This is a genomic window from Pseudomonas sp. fls2-241-R2A-110 (assembly GCF_030209165.1).
Classification (GTDB): domain Bacteria; phylum Pseudomonadota; class Gammaproteobacteria; order Pseudomonadales; family Pseudomonadaceae; genus Aquipseudomonas.
This window is the reverse complement of the sequence record NZ_JARVSN010000010.1, coordinates 143,356-162,872: the sequence shown is the minus strand read 5'-3', so window position 1 is coordinate 162,872 and position 19,517 is coordinate 143,356. Positions and strand designations below refer to the sequence as shown.

The window sequence follows — 19,517 nt, the reverse complement described above, 5'->3', positions numbered from 1 at the left end:
CGCTTGCCTGAAGCCTTGACCGAAATAGTCAGAAACGCACATATTACGCTCGTAATTTTATTCAAAGACTATTTTATCCAGCCCGATTCCCCTTCCAGGAGTGCATCCATGAACACCTACGACGTCGTGATTCTGGGCGGTGGTCCCGGTGGTTATAACGCAGCGATTCGAGCCGGTCAGCTGGGGTTGAAAGCGGCGTGCGTCGAAGGCCGCGCGACCCTCGGCGGCACCTGCCTGAACGTCGGCTGCATGCCCTCCAAGGCGCTTTTGCATGCCTCGGAGCTCTATGACGCGGCCATGGGCAGCGAATTCGCCAACCTGGGGATCGAGGTCAAACCGACCCTCAACCTCGCCCAGATGATGAAGCAGAAGGATGAAAGCGTCGCCGGGCTGACCAAGGGCATCGAATTTCTGTTTCGTAAAAACAAGGTCGACTGGATCAAAGGCTGGGGCCATATCGACGGGCCAGGCAAAGTGACCGTGACTGACAACCAGGGCGGTAAGACCGAACTGGGCGCCAAGGACATCATCATCGCCACCGGTTCCGAGCCCACTCCCCTGCCCGGCGTCGAGATTGATAACAAGCGCGTCCTCGATTCCACCGGTGCGCTGTCACTGGCTGAAGTGCCGAAGCACCTGGTAGTGATCGGTGCCGGCGTCATCGGCCTGGAACTGGGTTCGGTGTGGCGGCGTCTGGGAGCCCAAGTCACCGTAGTCGAATTTCTCGATCGCATCTGCCCTGGTGTGGATGCAGAGGCGGGTAAAACCCTGCAGCGCTCGCTGAGCAAACAGGGCATCAGTTTCAAGCTGAGCTCGAAAGTCACCCGCGCCACCCCATCGGCAAGCGGCGTTCAACTCAGCGTCGAACCCGCTGCCGGCGGTGCCGCTGAAACGATTGAAGCCGATTACGTGCTGGTCGCCATCGGCCGGCGGCCTTACACCGAAGGCCTGGGGCTGGAAAATGTCGGTCTCACCACTGACAAGCGCGGAATGTTGGCCAACAAGGGGCATCGCACCGAAGCGGCGGGCGTGTGGGTGATCGGCGATGTCACTTCCGGGCCGATGCTGGCCCACAAGGCCGAGGATGAAGCCATGGCCTGCGTCGAACAGATCGTCGGCAAGGCTGGCGAGGTCAACTACGACCTGATTCCCAACGTCATCTACACCAAGCCTGAGCTGGCCAGCGTCGGCAAGACAGAAGAGCAGCTCAAGGCGCAAGGTCGCGCGTACAAGGTCGGCAAGTTCCCCTTCACCGCCAACAGCCGGGCGAAGATCAACCACGAGACCGAAGGCTTCGCCAAAGTGCTGGCCGATGAGCGTACGGATGAGATTCTCGGCGTGCATCTGGTGGGACCGAGTGTCAGTGAAATGATCGGCGAGTATTGTGTGGCGATGGAGTTCAGCGCGTCAGCTGAAGACATTGCGCTGACCTGCCATCCGCATCCGACACGGTCCGAGGCGTTGCGTCAGGCGGCGATGAATGTGGAGGGGATGGCAACGCAGATGTAAGAAGCCAGCAGATGATCGTTCGCACGCTCTGCGTGGGAATGCCTCTACGGACGCTCTGCGTTCGGCTCTTGCTGTGACGCGGAGCGTCACGGGCTGCATTCCCACGCAGAGCGTGGGAACGATCGGATTCGACTGAGTCTCAAGCCGGCAAATGCCCCAACGGCAACGCCCCCGGCGTCTTCACCGTGTGAATTGCGAAGTTGCTGCGGATGTCGCTTACTCCCGGCAACTTCAGCAGTCGCTCGGTGAGAAACCGGTCATACCCGCGCAAATCCGGCACCACCACTTGCAGCAGAAAATCCGATTCTCCTGACACCAGAAATGCCGAAATCACCTCGGGCAGCGCCGTCACCGCCAAGCGAAAAGCTTCTGCCTGCTCATCGTTGTGGCGTTCAACCTTGACCCCGACAAACACCGTCAGCCCAAGCCCCACTTCGTCACGATCCAGATTGGCTTGATAGCCGCGAATCACCCCGGCTTCTTCCAGCATTCGCACCCGACGCAAACATGGCGAAGCAGACAAGCCGATCTCCCCGGCCAGTTGCACGTTGCTCAGGCGGCCGTCCCGTTGCAGCGCGGCGAGAATTTTGCGGTCGTAGGCGTCGAGTTTCATTGTTTGGCAGATCCTGATGGCTTGAACACCACAAAGCGGCAGGTTATGCCAAATATCGATGCTTTAGAAGCGGACAACGCAAGCACCTGCCCCACGCTTGAGCCCTAGACTGGCGCTACCAAATCGACAACGAATGGGGTGCAACGTGGCGGGACTCTGGCTGTTTTTCATGGCGCTGGTGGTGGTGTATTTGTTGCCGGGGCCGGACATGATTCTGCTGCTACAGACCGGCGCCCGTCAGGGTAAAGGCGCGGCGTTGGCGACGGCGGTGGGCCTGGGCATTGCCCGTGGTTGTCATGTGGCGTTGGCCGCCTTGGGGTTGGCGGCGTTGTTCAAAGCCGCACCATGGACCTTCGATGTGGTGCGTCTGGCGGGGGCTGCGTATTTGCTGTGGATCGGCATCCAATGTCTGCGAACCACGATGCTGCCGAACCTGAACAGTGCAGACACAACCACCGAGAAACCCCATTGGCGTGAAGCAATCCAAAGAGGGTTGCTGACCAACCTGCTCAACCCTAAAGCGCTCCTGTTCTGCTCAGTATTGCTGCCGCAGTTCATCAATCCCGATGCCGGACCAGTACTGGCGCAATTTGCAGTGTTGGGTGTGACCCTGGTCAGCGTCGGTTTGCTGTTCGACAGCGCCTACGCCCTGGCCGGAGCCGCACTGGGGCGCTGGCTGCAACGCAGCCCCTCGGCCCAGCGCCTGCAACAGTGGTTGTTCGGCAGCCTGTTGATTGGTTTCGCCGTGCGGCTGACCTTTGTTCAACAGGCTTGAGCCTTATTTCGCTTTACGACGGCGGCGTCGACTGATCACCACCAGCGCCGCTGCCGTTACCGCTATTACACTGCCAATCTGCAATGGCTTTTTGTAGGGGCGCAACGCCGAGCGCGCGGCGTCGGTAACCTGGGTCACATACCGCTTATCGGCCCTTTGAAAGTCCGGCTCTTGGCATTGATGTCCGAAATCACCTGCCCAAACCACATAAGGGCCCTCCTCAACATAGCGACGGTAGAAGGCGCTTTGCTCTTGCAGGCTGGTGCCCCACGACGAAGCCTTGCACAGCACAGAAGCAAACGCCTGGCTGCCATGGGGTAAGTGATCAGCGGCTTTGCTCGCCAGGGCCGTGGCTACAAAGCGGTAATGAAAACGCTCATCTGGTTGCGCCAACGAGGCTTGCTGGCGCTGCACTTCACCCGGGGCCATCAGCGGGCCGACCTTGAGTTCGGGAGTTTCCAGACTGTAATTGCCGCCAAAGGTGGCGTAATCCGGTGACATTTCGTAACCCAACAGCTCCATTCCGTCAAAACGGGCCACTGTCGCAGCATAGTAATAAGCAAATGCACGCTTGGTTGGCCACCATTTCGATTCGGCATCGTGGCGCAATTGCCCATACCACGTCGCCTTTTGTTGTAACTCCACGCTGTCGAAGTACTTCGGCGCCTCGCCATACCGCTCTTCACGCAGTAACCGCCGCCCAAGTAAATCGCGCAGTTTCGCCGCCACCGGCAACGGCACGTAGTTGTCACGGTCCTGCTGACTCAGCGCTGGCGGTGCTGGCACCTGCGTGTCGACATAGTGCTTGAGTTCATCGACGGTCAACACACGCTCGGCAACGGTCGCGGCATCGAGCCAGTAGGTGCTTTGGCTGTGATAGAGCTGATCGAACGCTTGCAGGTAATCGCCGCGTTGCAGCGCCAGAATCGCGCTTTCACCCTCGACCCGGCATTTGGGCTGCAGGCTTTCAAAATCGTAGTCCGGCGTGCGTCGCTCACCCCAGGATTCATTCTGCGGGAAGGCTTGGGCCGCCTTGGCATACGCCGCAGCCGCCGCGTTTTTATCGCCCTCGCGCAGCGCCAGTTTCGCCCGCAACCACCACGCCAAACCACCGTCCCCAGCATGTTCAAGGAACGCTTTGGCGCTGGCGTAATCGCCCTGTTGATAATTCATCGCCGCCAGTCGGTCTGCGTTATCCAGACTGCCCCGCGTGTTGCTTTGCAGAAGTTTGATCAGCTTTTGTTCGTTTGGCGGTTGATCACCGAATGACCAGCCCAAGCGGCTGATCAGCGATGCCGTGACCAGTTGCTGCACCGGCTTGCCTTTGAGCAGCTCGGTCAGTTGATCGTCAGGCATTGCCAGCAGATCAACCATCAACAATTTGAGCGAGGTGTAGCCCACCGCCGAACCGTGGAGGTTTTGCGTGGCGTAGAGTTCGACGGCGCTGTTCCAGTCACCCGCCGTGCGCGCCACCCGGGCCTCTTCGCCGAGGCTGGCGACACCCAGCTCCAGCGGGTCGCTGAAGCCGTCAATGCTCAGCTGACGGGTCTGCTCGAAGGCCTTTCGTGACTGCGCCAGCAGGTCAGGCGTTGCGTCCGTTTCGGCGTTCATGGCAAACAGCGCCCGGCCCAACGAGTAGGCCGCCCACGTGCTGCGCAACGGGCGTTGATCCGCCGGCAATGCCAGCACCTTCTGAAAGTACTCGGCGGCCAATCCATGATCACCGGCGCTGAACGCCACAGCGCCCGCCAGGTAGAGCATGTGCTCAGGCGGCAGGCTCGCGCCTTGAGCCTCGACTTGATGAGCATCGGTCAGCGTGCGCAACTGTTTGACCAAAGCTTGCTGTTCAACCGTCAACCCGGCTTGCTCGGCCTGGTCCCGTTGATCGGCGTAGTTGGGCTCATCGCCGTAGCCGGAGGACGGATTGTTGGTGGCGGCCGTGACATTCTTCAGCCCGGCGATCGCATGGCCGAGGCGATTGATCTCGAACTGGAAATTGCCTTCCGGCAGCTCCGCCAGCGACTGGGCGCGGTTGTCCAGCAAACGCATCGGGAAGTCCGGCCCACAGGCCAGCGCCGAACCCAGCGGCAGACTGAGGCTCAGGCAAAGCAAATGGCGGGGCCAGTTACGGGTGAACATTCGAACCTCCTTGATCAATGTGTGTGCAGCGTGCCCAACCGATGCCGCGTTGCCCGCCGGCCAGTAGCCGGCCCTCGCGCTGGCGGGTGAAGGTAAGCAGATCCGGGCTTTGTTGCAATGCATAACCGGCCAGCGCATCAGCGCCATCACAGCCCTGAACCGCCAGCGTCACGCGTTCGGGCCAGGCGCTGTCGAGGTTGCCTGGATTGCTGAGGCTGATGTCATAGAGGCCGTCCTGTGCGCTGAGTTTCAAACTCAAGCGACTGTCGAGCACATCGCCGCGCGCCACCGCACTGAGCGTGTTCAGGCTCCAGGCCCGGCGATCCCCCGCCAGCGGCAGGCGAAACCAGATCAGGCCGGCCAGGTGCGCGGGTGGATCGGCGCGCAACTCGGCCGCAAGCGTGCTCAGTTGCACGGGGTCCGCGAGCAACTCTCGGCGTTTACCGACTCGTTCGACCGGCACTTCACTTTCCACCACCGGCGCACCGCTGGCTCCGGGCAACAGCGCCACGCCATAGGCCGGTAGTGCCAGATAAAAGGGTTTCGTCGTGATGCGGCTCCAGGCGTTGGCCCACTTCCCGGCCTGTACCGCATCAAACAAGCCACGATGCGGATCGCTGACCGCATGCACCTGCAACACGCTGCTGTCGACGGTCGCCAGGAGTGTCGGCAACTCAGGGCTGTCGATCCATGCCGGCAGCGCAGTGATACTCAACGGTAAAGAGGCGGGTAAAACCGCGCGTAGATGCGTCAGAAATGCCCGATAAGCCGGTAGCCGAGCGCTGCCCGCATCGTGGTCGATTTCCACACCAGAGATGACCAGCCCCTGCCCTTGCCAATCGCCAAGCACTTGCTGGATTTGCGCTGTGACCTCGTCCTGGTCCAGCGCCTTGAGCTGGCCATCGAGACGAATCACCGCAATCAACGGTCGACCATCACGCTTGAGCAGCGCCGGATTGATCCGCGCCCTACTCCAACCGGCCCCAGGAAACGCCTGCAACGCCAACACCCGCAACGTCGAAAAATCCGCGCGGCTGTCCTTCAGTGCAGCGTCATGGGCCGGTGTCCATTGCCGTTGCCAGACATAGAGTTGCTGATCGAGCGGCGGTGCGATTTTTTGCTCGCAACCGTTGAGCAACATCAACGCGGCAAACACCACCGCCAAACGAATTAAACACATGAAATGCCGAGTCCCTGACAACGCAAAGTCGCAGGGTACACAAAACCTGTGGGGGCTAGGGCTTGCGGGCGATGATCACCTGACTTTTCGCCACGACCGCGTCCAGCGCCTGCTTGATCTGCGCGCCACGGGGCGACGCCAAAACGGCCTGCCAGGTGTCGGCCCAGTGGTTGAGCAACGGGTGATCGGCATTGCTGAAATCGACCTTGGCTTCCCAGAACAACAGCATCCACATCGACCAGTAAAAGCCGTACTGGCTATGGCTGAGCACTTCCAGGCCAGCGTCGCTGACCATTGCCTTGAACTGCTCTTCGCTGATGATGCGAATGTGGTTGGGCTTCTGGAAATACTCCGGGGCAGCGATGTCTTTTTGCAGGTCTTCGGAGCTTGGGTGCGGGACGCTGAGCAAGTACAACGCACCCGGTTTGCCAACGCGGACCAGTTCGGCGAGGAACTGCGCCGGATCGTCGACATGCTCGATGACCTCGGTGGACACCACGCGGGTGGCGGTCGCATCGGCAATCGGCAGCGGATTGCAGTCGGTGACATGGCATTCGATGTCACGCGCCGGCGTGTCGCTCAAACGCTGACGGGTGGCTTCAACCTTGGCCGCATCGATGTCGGCGATGATGATTTTGGCCCCGCGCATGCCGCAGAAATGCACGTTACCGCCGTCACCGCAGCCAACGTCCAGCAGCGTGTCCTCAGCCCTCACCGTGAACCCGGTGAACAGCTCGCCGGTTTGCTGATTGAACCAGCCGCTGAGCATCGCATCGTGCAGGCCGAGCATGTAAGGGTCGACCTTCTCGACCTTGTCCGCCACAGGCGCGGGAGCGGGCGTACCCGCCGTGAGTTTCTTCAAAAGGCTCAGCATGAGGTAGCTCCAGAGGTTTGGGCGGCTGTTCGGGACGTGCCCAGGCGTTTGACCAACGACGCGCCGCGGTTACGCATGGGCATTTCGATAAAGCGGTAGTTGAGTTCACTGAGCAAGGCGATCAGCCAGCCAGCCATCAGTAGCGTCAGGATCGGATGACCGCCCGGGCTGGGCAGACCGGCAGCCTGCAAGCGAAAGGTGAATTCTCGCACCAGCAAATACGCAGGAATGTGGATCAGGTAAATCCCGTAGGAGCGACTGCCCACCCACGTCATCACATTCTTGAACACACCGCGCGGCATCAAATAATCACGGTTGTAGGAAGCGATCCAGACCAACGCCGCGCACAGCACGGCAATCGCGCCGATGCGGTAATTAGTAAAGGTGAAACGGTCGGTCGCCATGAAACTGAGCGCCAACGACAACGCGATAAGCGCCGAAAGACCGGCCCAGGGGCGGCGTAAAAATGTGGGCTCCCAGCGCAGATATGAAGGTTGCGCACTCCACATCGCCAACAGTATTCCGAGTGCCAATGCGTCGGTGCGAATCACCATCAGGATCGGCGTGCGCAGCGTGAACAACTGCACCGCGACCAGCGCCAGCAAGGCCCAGACCAAATGCTTGCGGCACAGCAGAATCAGTAGCGGAAACAGCAGGTAGAACTGCTCCTCCAGCGACAGGCTCCAGTAGACGAAACTGGTGCCGTACTCATAGTGAAAGAAACTGTCGGCGAAGCGGAAGTTGGCGTACTGCGCGACCCCGGCCAGGGTCGCTTGCAGGTTGGCGTGCAACGTACCGAACGCCCCGGAGCGATTGAGAAAGAGGCAGGCCAGCAACATCAGCGCCAGCCACAACCAGGCCGACGGCAGCAGTCGAAACGCTCGGCGCAGCCAGAAATTACGTGTTTGCTGCCAGTATTCCTGGCGCGTGCTGCACCCTTGCAAAGCAGGGATCAAGCTGCGTGCGATGACGAACCCGGAGATGGCGAAAAACAGATCGACGCCCCACCACGGCTGGCCCAACGCGATGATCGCTTGCAACAGAGGCACCGGGGCGGCGAACAGGCTGTCTTGCAAGTGATGGAACAGCACGCCGAGCACTGCGATGCCGCGCAACAACTCGATGTCCATGATCCGTCTGTCGTTGCTCATGACCCCCTCCCGGCATCCAAAGGCTTGCGCGCAATGATCACCTGGCTCTTGGGCATGAACTGATCGAGCATCTGCTTGATCGCCAAACCGTTCGGTTGCGCCAGCAGGTCCTGCCAGGTTTTCGCCCAGCTCTCCATCAGCGGCGGATACGGCGCCTGGATCCGGTCACGCACCGCGCCACCCAGATCCCTTCCCGCAGCCCGTTCACTGGCCCAGAAGAAAATCATGCCCATCACCCAGAAAAACCCGGTGGCCTGGCGATGCTCGATCACCAGACCGGCGTCCTCGACCATTGCGGCAAAGCGTTCCGAGGTAAAGATCTGTACGTGATTGGGCGATTGAAAGTAGCTCGCGGGGGCGATGCCCTTCTGCAGATGCTCCCCCACCGGCGCTGGAACGCTGAGCAGATACAACGCCCCCGGACGGCCCATGCGCACCAGTTCGGCCATGAACGGCTCGGGGTGATCGATGTGCTCCAGCACTTCCATGCACACCACTTTGCTCGCGCAACCGTCGGCCAATGGCAGCGGCAAACTGTTGCTGACCAGACCGAGATTGGCCTTGTCCGACTGCGCATCCACTTGCAGGGCCAGGTCGCGGACCTTGTCGTGCTCGCTGTCGGTGAAAATCACCGACGCGCCCTGACGCACCGCAAACAAAGTCGCAACCCCTTCGCCGCAACCGACATCCAGCAGGGTGTCGTCCGCGGTGATGGCAAAACCCTTGAGCAATTCACCACTGTCGCCCAAGAACCAACCGTCGAGCACCGCGTCATGCAAACCCACGTCCCGTGGTGACACGCGGTTCTGCTCCACCAGCACCGGCACCGATTCCGGCTCAGGTTTCGCCGCTGGGAACAGACGTCTCACCAGAGCGCGGATCATGTCTGCGGGGTTTCCACGGCGCGGGTTTCGAACAGTCGGGCAAAAAAGCCTTTCAGACGTTGCTCGGCGGTCGCCTGGCTGCAGAATTTTTCGAGGCTGGCCACCGCATGCCCGGACATCTGTGCGTAGCGCCCGGCATCGTTTTTGGCGACGTCATAGCTCGCCCGATAAGCGCGGCACAATGACGTCCAGTCGGTGACGTAGCGCAGCGTACGGAACGCCCGGCGCGGATCGTGAGGCCAAGCCGTCAGTTCCTCGGTCGAGTCGATCAGGAAAGCATTGTCGGCGTCCAGGTAGTCGATCATCGCCGTAGTGCGGGGCGCCACCGCCGGTTTGCCACACGACATGAATTCCATCAACGGCAGGCATTGGCCTTCGCCGTAGGACGTGTTGACCACGTAGCTGGTCGCCTGCACCAGTTGCTCGTAGTCCGCATCCGCGAGGTAGCCGTGAATCAGCACGATGCGGCAGCGATAGGACTGGTTTTTGTACAAATGATGAAGGATGTCGGACAGCGCTTCTTCGGCATCATGGTGGGTCAGTTTGAGCACCAGCGTCGCATCCTCGACCTCACGGAAGGTCACGCAGAACGCGCTAAGCATGTCTTCCCAGTTCTTGCGCCCGTCACCCGGGTTGAACACCGAGGTGTAGATCACGCCGTCGAGCAGCAACGCTTGCTCACCCGGTGTCGCCGTGAAGTCGATCCCTTCGCCCTCACGCGACGCTTCTGGCCCAAAGGCCCGCAAATCGAGGGTGCGGCTGTCGGCCACCAGGCCTTTGATCGTCAATCGAACCTGATGCGCCGTTGGCTGGCGCTGCAACTGGGCGCCACGCGCCGAGAACCGGTCCCACACCGGCGCCGGAACCGCGATGATCGGATAGTCCGCGCCCATCGCCTCGTGCACGGCATTCACGGTGTAGCTGGAATGAGTGATCGCCGCGCCACACGCCTGCAACACCGTGCGCCAGTCATTGCGTGGCTCACCGGCAAAGGGCTCGTTGGGAATGGTGCTGAATTCCCACGCGAACACCGGCAAGGTCGGACAGGCGAGGTGCACGGGTGTGCGATGCGGTGGCGAGAACGACAGAAACACACAGTCTTCACCACGGGACAGCGCGTTGAGGTACAAGGCATCGACTTCGGTCTGCGGGTCACTGACTTCCACGACCCGCCCCAGCTGTTCCAGCACGGGCCGATATTCCTTGAGCACGAAGTAATAGCTGTACTCGGAACGGCCGAGGTTCTGGGCAATGGTGTGCTGGTTGGTTTCCGAATGAATGATGATCAGCATGAGGCGTTATCCGTCACGGTCGCTGTAGGCAGAGCCTGCGGCATCAGCCCGAAAAAATCCGCCAGGCGTTCCTGCACCGGGGCGAAGGCGCAGTAATCGCGCATGCGCTCGACCGCATCGCGAGACATCCGCTGGTATTCAAGCGGTTGCTCCTTGGCTATTCGGTAGCTGGTTTCATAAGCCGTTTTCAACGAGCCCCAATCCGGTCGATAACGCAGCGTGCGATAAATGATCCGGGTGTCCTGCGGCCAGATAGTCAGCTCCTCGCTGGACTTGACCACAAACGCCACGCGCTCATCGATGTAATCCTCCATGGCGGTGTGGTCCGGGGCGATCACCGGTTTGCCGCTGGCCATGAATTCCATCAGCGGCAGGCACAGGCCTTCGCAGCGGGACGCGTTGACGTAATAACTGGCGGCTTCATAGAGCCGGGCGTATTGCGGATCGTCCAGGTAACCGTGCATCACCACCACACGGCAAGCGAACGGCGAGAGTTGCGCGAGCAAGGTCATCAGCTCGTCGTAGTAGGACGAAAGGTCGCTTTGGGTAATCTTCAGCACCAGTGTGGCGTCGTCCGTTTCGCGGAAGGCCCAGCAGAAAGCGGTGATCAATTGATGCCAGTTTTTGCGTCCGTCACGAGGGTTGAACACGGTGGCGTAGACCACGCCATCAACCCGGGTTTCGACCTGGGAAGTCGTGTCCGGCCACTGGCGCGGTTGCGGCTCGTGCACTTCGATTGTCTGCGGGCCGGCGATGGCCGGCAGGTATTGGGCAACGCGCGCATGAGCGGCGTCCGACAGCAAGTCGCGAATACCCTCCCAATACCAATTGCTCAAAAACTGCGTGCGATGCACCGGGGTCGGCAGCGTTTTACCCTTGTCCAGGCGCCACATGTGCAAGTAGTGCCGGGCAATGACAAAACGGCGCTTGAGCGTCAGCGGTGGCGGCTTCAAAGCCTCAAGCGCCGCTATTTCCTCGGCGGTCGGGGGTGTGGGAATCAGCGGATCGGCAGACAGTCCGAGCGTGCGTGTGTCGAAAATGCAGCCCTTGATGTCCAGGGTCGAGCCGGCATTCACCGGATGACTGGTGTGACGACTACGAATGCCCGCAAAGTTTTCCCACAACGGGGTCGGCAAAACCAACACGGGGAAGTCGTCGCCCATGGCCCGACGAATCGCCCGGGCGGTGTGGCTGGAGAGCGTGATGACGCGCCCCTGGCGCGCCAGCATTTGCGTCCAGTCCTGGCGCGGGTCGTTGTCCCATTGCTCATCGGGAATCGAGTCAAACTCCCAGGCCACCACGCAGATCGTCGGGCACTCAAGGTCGTTCGGGGTTTTCTGCGGCGGGGTGAATGACAGGAACAGGCTGTCTTCGCCGGCGGCCAGCAATTGTCGATAGAGGGGATCGACCTCGGTGGTGGAGGACACCACATGCACCCGCCCAAGGCTTTCCAGCACAGGACGATAGGCCTTGAGCACGAAGTAGTAACTGTATTCGGGACGACCGAGGCTCTGGCTGATCGAGCTGTCGTTGACGTCCGAGTAAAGAATGAAATTCATGGCACCCCACGATGAAACCGCCATCCCGGCAGCCTCGCTCTATGACGGCAAAACCACGGATCGATCCGGTGTTTGCCGGTCGTCGTCCATCGTTTTCTTGCCCGTCTACGTTCTTGTTTTAATGGCCCGTTTCGCGGGGTTTGAAAACAACCCGACCGAACCCTGGCTAATCGTGACGAGGGGCATTCTAAACACATCCGTCGAGGATTCGTGAACCGCCCGGCGAGAAAAATCAGGCTACGCTAACGAGAACTGACCGGTCACGGTGGGACCTGTTGAAATTGCCGAGCAATTGGCACAGATTGGCTACCAAACAACTACAACAACATATTTCGCCTGTCTTTCGACCAAGCAATCCACCCGGTCTGTCAGACATCTCCATAGAGCCTGTGGGGAATGGACGAAGTTTTATGACCAAGGGGCGACTGTTTGAAAAAGCGTCTGTTCGTTACGGGTCTGACTGGATTCGTAGGACAACACCTCCAATCTCGCCTGAAGGCTGATGCCTCGGAATGGGAGCTTCTACCTGTCGCCTCCCGGTACGACCTGAGCCAGCCACAAAGCCTCGAAGGGCTGTGGCCCGAGTTGCCCGATGCCGTCATTCACCTGGCCGGCCAGACCTTTGTCCCCGAAGCCTTTCGTGATCCGGCACGCACACTGAACATCAACCTGCTCGGCACCTTGAACCTGCTACAAGCGCTCAAGGTGCGCGGCTTCAATGGCACCTTTCTCTATGTCAGCTCGGGCGATGTCTACGGTCAGGTTGCCGAATCAGAGCTGCCGATCACCGAGCGCCAGCCCCCCTGCCCGCGCAATCCGTATGCGGTGAGCAAACTGTCAGCCGAGTTCCTGAGCCTGCAATGGGGCTTGAGCGAAGGCTGGCCGGTACTGGTCGCCCGCCCGTTCAATCACATCGGCACCGGCCAGAAAGACAGCTTCGTGATTGCCAGCGCCGCGCGGCAAATCAGCCGCATCAAGCAAGGCCTGCAAGCACCGCAACTGGAAGTGGGCGACATCGATGTCACCCGCGATTTCCTCGATGTGGGCGACGTCATTTCGGCTTACCTGGCGCTGCTGGAAAAGGGCGTGACGGGACAGGTCTACAACATTTGCTCGGGGCGCGAGCAGAGCATTCGCAGTCTGATCGAACAATTAGGCGACCTCGCCCAGGTCGACATGCAACTGATTCAGGATCCTGCGCGTCTTCGACGCGCGGATCAGCGTCGCGTTTGTGGCAGCTCTGCCAAGCTGACCCAGACCACAGGATGGACGCCTGAAATCACAACACAACAATCCCTGCGGGCGATCCTGTCCGACTGGGAGAAGCGAGTACGACAAGAATGACTAAAAGTGCACTGATCACAGGGATCACCGGCCAAGACGGCGCCTATCTGGCCAAACTGCTGCTCGACAAGGGCTACAAAGTCCACGGTCTGGTCGCTCGTCGCAGCAGCGATGCGCGCTGGCGCTTGCGTGAAATGGGCGTCGAAGGCGACATCGTTTATCTGGACGGTGACATGGCCGACGCCTGCTCCGTGCAACGCGCGGTGATCAAATCCGCCCCGGACGAAATCTACAACCTGGCAGCGCAAAGCTTTGTCGCCGCCTCCTGGGATCAACCGGTCACCACCGGCATTGTCGACGGGCTGGGCGTGACCCACTTGCTCGAAGCCATCCGCCAGTTCAGCCCGCACACTCGTTTTTACCAAGCCTCGACCAGCGAAATGTTTGGCTTGATCCAGGCCGAACAACAAGACGAAAACACCCCGTTCTACCCGCGCAGCCCTTACGGCGTGGCCAAGTTGTATGGCCACTGGATCACCGTCAACTACCGCGAAAGCTTCAACCTCCACGCCAGCAGCGGGATCTTGTTCAACCATGAATCACCGCTGCGCGGCATCGAGTTCGTCACCCGCAAAGTGACCGACGCCGCAGCCCGCATCAAGCAGGGTAAACAGCAGGAACTGAGCCTGGGCAACATCGACGCCAAACGTGACTGGGGTTTTGCCGGCGACTACGTCGAAGCCATGTGGCTGATGCTGCAACAGGACAAGCCTGATGACTTCGTGGTCGCCACTGGCGTAACCACCACGGTGCGCGAAATGTGCCGCATTGCCTTCGACCACGTTGGCCTCAACTACCGCGACTTCGTGAAGATCGACCCGGCGTTCTTCCGACCGGCCGAGGTCGAAGTGCTGCTCGGCAACCCGGCCAAAGCCCAGCGCGTACTGGGCTGGAAGCCAAAAACAGATCTGGATACCTTGATCCGCATGATGATGGACGCGGACATGAAACGCGTCGCCAAGGAGTAGGCCATGCTGATTCCAGTGATCCTTTCCGGCGGTGCCGGGACTCGTTTGTGGCCGGTGTCCCGCGAAGGGCACCCCAAGCCGTTCATGATGTTGCCCGACGGCCAGTCGCTGCTGGGCAAGACGTATCGGCGTGCGGCCGGGCTGCTTGATGGCTGGGGCGATATCGTCACGGTGACGAATCGTGAGTACTACTTTCAGAGCAAGGATCACTATCAGGAGGCGCAGCTCAATCGTCATCGCGGACACTTTCTGCTTGAGCCGACCGGCCGCAACACGGCCCCGGCCATCGCGGCCGCCGCCCTGTCGCTGCAAGCCTTGCACGGCGACGAAGCGATCATGGTGGTCATGCCCGCCGACCATTTGATCCGCAATGAAGAGGCCTTGAAGTCAGCGGTCGAACACGCTGTGGCGCTGGCCAAGGATGGGTTCCTGGTGACGTTTGGCGTGGTACCGACTGCCCCGGAGACCGGTTTCGGCTACATCGAAACCGGCGCGGCACTGGACGAAAAAGGCGCGGCCAGGGTGCAACGCTTCGTCGAAAAACCTGACCTGCAAACCGCTACGCATTACCTGGAAAGCGGCAAATTCCTGTGGAACTCGGGCATGTTCTGCTTCTCGGTCGCCACCGTGCTGGCCGAGTTGCAACTCCACGCCCCCGAACTGCTTGAGCAGACGCGAACCTGCATGGCAGCCAGCGCCCCGGTGGAAACAGCCGGGTGTCTGCAGCAGGAATTATCCCCAGAGCTGTTCGCCGAGATCACCGACATTTCCATCGACTACGCCTTGATGGAATGCTCCGACAAGGTGGTCGTGGTGCCCGCCGGATTCGACTGGAGCGATATCGGCTCCTGGGGTGCGGTGGCCGCGCTGGTGCCGGCGGATGCGCAAAACAACCGCGCCAGCGGCGATGCGGTGTTCATCGACAGCCACAATAACTTTGTCCAGAGCGAAGACCGGCTGGTGGCGGCGGTGGGTGTGGATAACTTGATCATCATCGACACCGCCGACGCGGTGCTGGTCGCCCATGCCGATCGCGCGCAGGATGTGCGCCGAGTGGCCAAGCAGCTCAAGGACAAGAAACACGAGGCCTATCGCCTGCACCGCACGGTCAGTCGACCTTGGGGCACCTACACCGTGCTCGAGGAAGGCCCGCGCTTCAAGATCAAGCGCATCGTGGTCAAGCCCGGCGGCAAGCTGTCGCTGCAAATGCACCACCACCGCAATGAACACTGGGTAGTCGTCGAAGGCATGGCCAAGGTCACCAACAACGGCACCGGCACCCATCTGGTGGCCAAGAACGAATCAACGTTCATTGCCGCCGGTCACAAGCATCGCCTGGAAAACCCGGGCGTGATCGACCTGGTGATCATTGAAGTGCAAAGCGGCGAATACCTGGGAGAGGACGATATCGTTCGCTTCGAAGACCAATACGGCAGGACGGTTTGACCTTGGTGTTCCATGTGATCAACAACCGTCATGAAAACTTCGTCGGTTGCTCGTGGCTGGGGGCGAAAACCACCATCACCCACTCTGCCGAATCAATTGTTTCTGAGGGCAGGCCATGACGCGTCTTCTGGTGGAATGCACCCACGTATTCCAGCACCCCAAAGTCAATTCGGGCATTCAGCGAGTGGTGCGCAACGTCATCAATCAGCTGCCGGAGCGTGTCGACGGTGTGGAGTGCATCCCAGTGGTGATGCTCAACGGCAAACTCTATCGAGTGCTGAAACTGGGTGCGTTGAACATTCCGTTTTACGATGGGCTGATGACCTTTGGCGGGCGCCTCGGACGGCTCGCTCATCGTTTCTGGCAAATGCACCAACGCTTGCACAACCGCAGCAACTCGCGAGTAATCAAGCGCTTGCTGCACGTGGCCTACCGCGTCACGGCGGTCTCCTGTTTCAGCATTCCATTGCGTCTGATCGAGGGCATCAACCAATATCAACTGCCCAAACGCTGCTCGCCCTTGCAGCATCAGGCGGGCGACCAGTTGGTGTTGCTCGACTCCTCCTGGCACAGCGATTTCTTCCCGTTTGCCGAACAGCTCAAACGCGAAGGCGTGGGCATCGTTTCGGTGATCTACGACCTCATTCCGCTGACACATCCGCAGTTCTATGACACGCGGCTGGTGCAGGTTTTTACCGAGTGGTTCAACTGGATCACCCAAATCGCCGACGGCTATGTCGCGATCTCCGCCACGGTACGCGATCAGGTGCATGACGAAGTGCAGCGACGCCTTGGCCCGGACAAAACCGGCAGACTGTGGTTCGACTATTTTCACCTCGGCTCCGAACTGGACCTGAGCGAAGTCAGCGCCGCGGTCGAGCCACGCCTGGCCCGGCTGTTCAAAACGCAAGATCCAGTGTTTCTGATGGTCAGCACCATCGAACCGCGCAAAAACCACGATTACCTGCTCGACGCTTTTGAACGCGCCTGGGCATCAGGTTCCAGCGCCCGTTTGTGCATCGCCGGGCGTATTGGCTGGAAATGCGACGCCCTGCTCGCCCGTGTGCGCAATCACGCCGAGCTGAACAAACGCCTGTTCATGTTCAATGACCTGAGCGACACCAGTCTCGAACACGCCTACTCCCACGCCAGCGCGCTGGTGTTTCCGTCCTGGGTCGAAGGCTTCGGCCTGCCACTGGTCGAAGCGATGCAACGCGGTTTGCCGGCCATGGGCAGTGACATTCCGATCTTCCGTGAAATCGGTGGCGAGTTCATGGCGTACTTTGATCTGGAAGAGCCACAAAGCCTGGCGGACCTGGTCATGGAGTTCGAACGCACCGGGCAATTTCCGGCCGTGCGCAACGTCGCGGATTGGCAGTGGATCGGCTGGCGTGAAGCCAGTGCGCAATTGGCCGAACGCACCCTGCGCAATCTGCAAGAGCCGGCCGTGCCAGAGAGGCAACATGCGAATTGCCCTTAACGCCAGGATCCTCCAGGGGCCGCGCACCGGCATAGGCCATTACGTCGCTGAACTCGCTAGCGCCCTTGTCGCTGAACCCGATGTCGAACTGGCACTGTTCCACGGCTGGGGCTGGAGTTCTGTGCTGCCTGAGGCAGCCATGCCCGGTTATTCACGACTGACACCGTTGCTGCGCAAGATTCCCGGGGCCTATCAAGCACGCCGCTGGCTGGAGCAGAAACGCTTCGATCAGGGGCGCACGCACTCCATCGACCTCTACCACGAACCGAGTTTGTGGCCACTGTCGTTCGACGGCCCGACTGTCATTACCTTGCATGACCTGACCCACCTGCATTACCCCGAGACGCAACCGCCCGCGCGCTTGCGAGAGATCGAACGGCGACTCGCTGACGGCGTGCAACGGGCGAGCCTGATTCTCACCGACTCGCAGTACATCGCTGACGAAGCGCAACAGCATTTCGGCTTGCCAGCAGAACGGTTTGTTGTTGCGCCATTGGGCGTGGCGTCGCGTTTTCATCCCCGCGAGCCGGGGGCCATCGACGCGGTGCTCAAGGCTCATGGCGTCGAGGCGCGGGAGTACTTCCTCTGCGTCGGCACCCTGGAGCCACGCAAGAACCTGACACTGGCCCTGCGCGCTCATGCAAGGTTGCCCGAGGCAATCCGCCAGCGTTTTCCGCTGCTGATTGTCGGCATGGCAGGTTGGCAGCATGACCAGTTCAGCGAAGAACTGCAGCGGGCGCTCGCTACCGGGAATGTCTGCCTGCTGGGTTACCTGCCCGACGAGCAAGTCGCGCAGCTGTTGGCCGGTGCCCGGGCGCTGATTTTTCCGTCGCTTTACGAAGGCTTTGGCTTACCGGTTCTGGAAGCGATGGCCAGCGGCACGCCGGTAATCCTCACCCGGCGTTCGGCCATGCCGGAAGTGGCAGAGGCTGCGGGCAACTATATCGAACCTGACGATCCAGACGGCTTGCGCGAGGCAATGACCCATCTGATCGACGATCAAGCGCATTGGCAGGCATGTCGGGAAGCCGGATTGCAACAGGCAAGGCTTTTTACCTGGGAGCGCTGCGCCAGTATTACGGCCAGCGCCTATCGCCAGGCACTAGGAGGTTGAATGCGAGTACTCCATTTTTTCAAGACGTACCTGCCTGACTCCGTTGGCGGCATTGAGCAAGTCATCTTCCAGCTCTGCGAAAGCGGTGCCCAGCATGGCGTTGAAAGCCAGGTTTTGACACTCAGTGCCGATCCCACACCGCCGGTGGTTAGACTCGGGCAACACGAGGTTCACCGGGCCAAACTCGATATTCAGTTTGCTTCCACGGGGTTTTCCTGGAGCGTCTTCAAGCAGTTTCGCGAAATGGCCGCTGAAGCCGATGTGGTCAATTACCACTTCCCTTGGCCGTTCATGGACCTGGTGCACTTCGCCAGCGGTATCAAAAAACCGAGCGTGGTGACGTACCACTCGGACATCATTCGCCAGAAGCACCTGCTCAAGCTTTATCGACCTCTGATGAACCGGTTCCTGGCAAGCGCCGACCGGATCGTCGCCGCCTCGCCCAACTACTTGCACACCAGCGATGTTCTGCAACAGTTCCAGGCCAAGACCCGGGTTATCCCCTATGGCCTGAACAAGGTAGGTTATCCACAGCCCGACAGCGAGCGTATGGCTCACTGGCGGCAACAGGTTGGGGATAAGTTTTTCCTGTTTGTGGGTGTGATGCGCTACTACAAGGGTTTGCACATCCTGCTCGACGCGCTCAAGGACCTGGATTATCCAGTGGTCATCGTGGGAGCCGGCCCACTGGAATTGGAACTGCATGCACAGGCCGCGGCCTTGGGTTTGCGCAATATTCACTTCCTCGGGCGCCTGGGTGATGAGGACAAAGTGGCGCTGCTGCAACTGAGCTACGCCATCGTGTTTCCCTCGCATCTACGCTCCGAAGCGTTTGGCATCTCGCTGCTCGAAGGCGCGATGTACGGCAAACCGATGATATCCAGCGAAATCGGCACCGGCACCAGCTACATCAATATCCACAACGAAACCGGGCTGGTGGTCCCACCGAGTCAACCGCAGGCCTTCCGTGAAGCCATGCGCACGCTGTGGGAAAACCCGGCACGTGCGGCGCAAATGGGCGCAAAGGCTGAGGCGCGTTATCGGCAGTTGTTCACAGCCGATGAAATGGGCCGCAAGTGGACCGAGTTGTACGAGGAACTGCTGGAAGAAAAATCCCTGTCCTATGCGTGACTAATGTGGGAGCGGGCTTGCTCGCGAAGGCTGTTTAACATTCAACATTGAAGTTGGC

General features: G+C 60.2%; 17 protein-coding genes and 1 pseudogene. 10 read left to right on the top strand and 8 right to left on the bottom strand.

From position 1 onward, the window contains the following. Nucleotides 1–108: 108 nt before the first annotated feature. On the top strand, nt 109–1,509 hold the full coding sequence (gene lpdA / locus QRN31_RS08965; RefSeq protein ID WP_285431531.1) for a dihydrolipoyl dehydrogenase: 1,401 nt from the start codon (nt 109–111) through the stop codon (nt 1,507–1,509). Between the two features lie 139 nt (nt 1,510–1,648). Here lpdA and QRN31_RS08960 read toward each other — a convergent pair whose 3' ends face one another. Further along, nucleotides 1,649–2,122: an Lrp/AsnC family transcriptional regulator gene (locus tag QRN31_RS08960; RefSeq protein WP_285431530.1), complete on the bottom strand. Its 474-nt coding sequence runs from the start codon at nt 2,120–2,122 to the stop codon at nt 1,649–1,651. A gap of 145 nt (nt 2,123–2,267) precedes the next feature. Between QRN31_RS08960 and QRN31_RS08955 the strand changes: the two genes are divergently transcribed. Next, complete coding sequence (locus tag QRN31_RS08955) at nt 2,268–2,897, top strand: LysE family translocator (protein WP_285431529.1); 630 nt, start codon at nt 2,268–2,270, stop codon at nt 2,895–2,897. Between the two features lie 3 nt (nt 2,898–2,900). Here QRN31_RS08955 and QRN31_RS08950 read toward each other — a convergent pair whose 3' ends face one another. Genes QRN31_RS08950 through QRN31_RS08920 form a run of 7 tightly spaced genes read right to left on the bottom strand, consistent with a single transcriptional unit; the run spans nt 2,901 to nt 11,976 of the window. Next, nucleotides 2,901–5,036, bottom strand: coding sequence for a hypothetical protein (locus tag QRN31_RS08950; protein WP_285431528.1), 2,136 nt, complete (start codon nt 5,034–5,036; stop codon nt 2,901–2,903). Next, nucleotides 5,023–6,216: a DUF3142 domain-containing protein gene (locus QRN31_RS08945; protein WP_285431526.1), complete on the bottom strand. Its 1,194-nt coding sequence runs from the start codon at nt 6,214–6,216 to the stop codon at nt 5,023–5,025. Before QRN31_RS08945 ends, QRN31_RS08950 begins: the two co-directional genes overlap by 14 nt. A gap of 55 nt (nt 6,217–6,271) precedes the next feature. Then, a complete protein-coding gene (locus tag QRN31_RS08940; RefSeq protein ID WP_285431524.1) occupies nt 6,272–7,090 on the bottom strand; it encodes a class I SAM-dependent methyltransferase in 819 nt (272 codons plus the stop codon). Then, a complete protein-coding gene (locus QRN31_RS08935; protein WP_285431522.1) occupies nt 7,084–8,241 on the bottom strand; it encodes an acyltransferase family protein in 1,158 nt (385 codons plus the stop codon). The genes QRN31_RS08940 and QRN31_RS08935 overlap by 7 nt, the downstream gene beginning before the upstream one ends. After that, nucleotides 8,238–9,125, bottom strand: a complete 888-nt coding sequence (locus QRN31_RS08930) for a class I SAM-dependent methyltransferase (protein WP_285431520.1) — start codon at nt 9,123–9,125, stop codon at nt 8,238–8,240. Before QRN31_RS08930 ends, QRN31_RS08935 begins: the two co-directional genes overlap by 4 nt. Beyond that, the gene (locus tag QRN31_RS08925) at nt 9,122–10,417 is read right to left on the bottom strand and encodes a glycosyltransferase (protein ID WP_285431519.1); all 1,296 of its coding nucleotides are present in this window, start codon (nt 10,415–10,417) and stop codon (nt 9,122–9,124) included. Before QRN31_RS08925 ends, QRN31_RS08930 begins: the two co-directional genes overlap by 4 nt. Next, complete coding sequence (locus QRN31_RS08920) at nt 10,411–11,976, bottom strand: glycosyltransferase (protein ID WP_285431518.1); 1,566 nt, start codon at nt 11,974–11,976, stop codon at nt 10,411–10,413. Before QRN31_RS08920 ends, QRN31_RS08925 begins: the two co-directional genes overlap by 7 nt. On the opposite strand from QRN31_RS08920, the gene QRN31_RS08915 reads away from it, so the two are divergent. The 8 genes and pseudogenes from QRN31_RS08915 to QRN31_RS08880 all read left to right on the top strand — a co-directional run bounded on the left by QRN31_RS08915 (nt 11,975) and on the right by QRN31_RS08880 (nt 19,459). Next, nucleotides 11,975–12,190, top strand: a complete 216-nt coding sequence (locus tag QRN31_RS08915) for a hypothetical protein (protein WP_285431517.1) — start codon at nt 11,975–11,977, stop codon at nt 12,188–12,190. The genes QRN31_RS08920 and QRN31_RS08915 overlap by 2 nt on opposite strands. A 215-nt stretch (nt 12,191–12,405) precedes the next feature. Then, nucleotides 12,406–13,320 carry a GDP-mannose 4,6-dehydratase gene (locus QRN31_RS08910; protein ID WP_285431515.1) on the top strand — a complete coding sequence of 305 codons (915 nt, stop codon included), beginning with the start codon at nt 12,406–12,408 and terminating at the stop codon, nt 13,318–13,320. Beyond that, entirely contained in the window at nt 13,317–14,288 is a 972-nt protein-coding gene (gmd, locus tag QRN31_RS08905) for a GDP-mannose 4,6-dehydratase (protein ID WP_109626923.1), read from the top strand. Before QRN31_RS08910 ends, gmd begins: the two co-directional genes overlap by 4 nt. Before the next feature lie 3 nt (nt 14,289–14,291). Continuing rightward, nucleotides 14,292–15,734 (top strand): mannose-1-phosphate guanylyltransferase/mannose-6-phosphate isomerase, encoded by a 1,443-nt coding sequence (locus tag QRN31_RS08900; RefSeq protein ID WP_285431514.1) that lies wholly within the window; start codon nt 14,292–14,294, stop codon nt 15,732–15,734. Nucleotides 15,735–15,736: 2 nt separating this feature from the next. Further along, a pseudogene (locus QRN31_RS08895) lies at nt 15,737–15,853 on the top strand (hypothetical protein); the annotation flags it as partial. Then, on the top strand, nt 15,850–17,214 hold the full coding sequence (locus QRN31_RS08890; RefSeq protein ID WP_285431513.1) for a glycosyltransferase family 4 protein: 1,365 nt from the start codon (nt 15,850–15,852) through the stop codon (nt 17,212–17,214). The pseudogene QRN31_RS08895 and the gene QRN31_RS08890, both read left to right, overlap by 4 nt. Continuing rightward, nucleotides 17,198–18,328, top strand: coding sequence for a glycosyltransferase family 4 protein (locus tag QRN31_RS08885; RefSeq protein WP_285431511.1), 1,131 nt, complete (start codon nt 17,198–17,200; stop codon nt 18,326–18,328). Before QRN31_RS08890 ends, QRN31_RS08885 begins: the two co-directional genes overlap by 17 nt. Continuing rightward, nucleotides 18,329–19,459, top strand: coding sequence for a glycosyltransferase family 4 protein (locus QRN31_RS08880; RefSeq protein WP_285431509.1), 1,131 nt, complete (start codon nt 18,329–18,331; stop codon nt 19,457–19,459). Nucleotides 19,460–19,517: the final 58 nt, after the last annotated feature.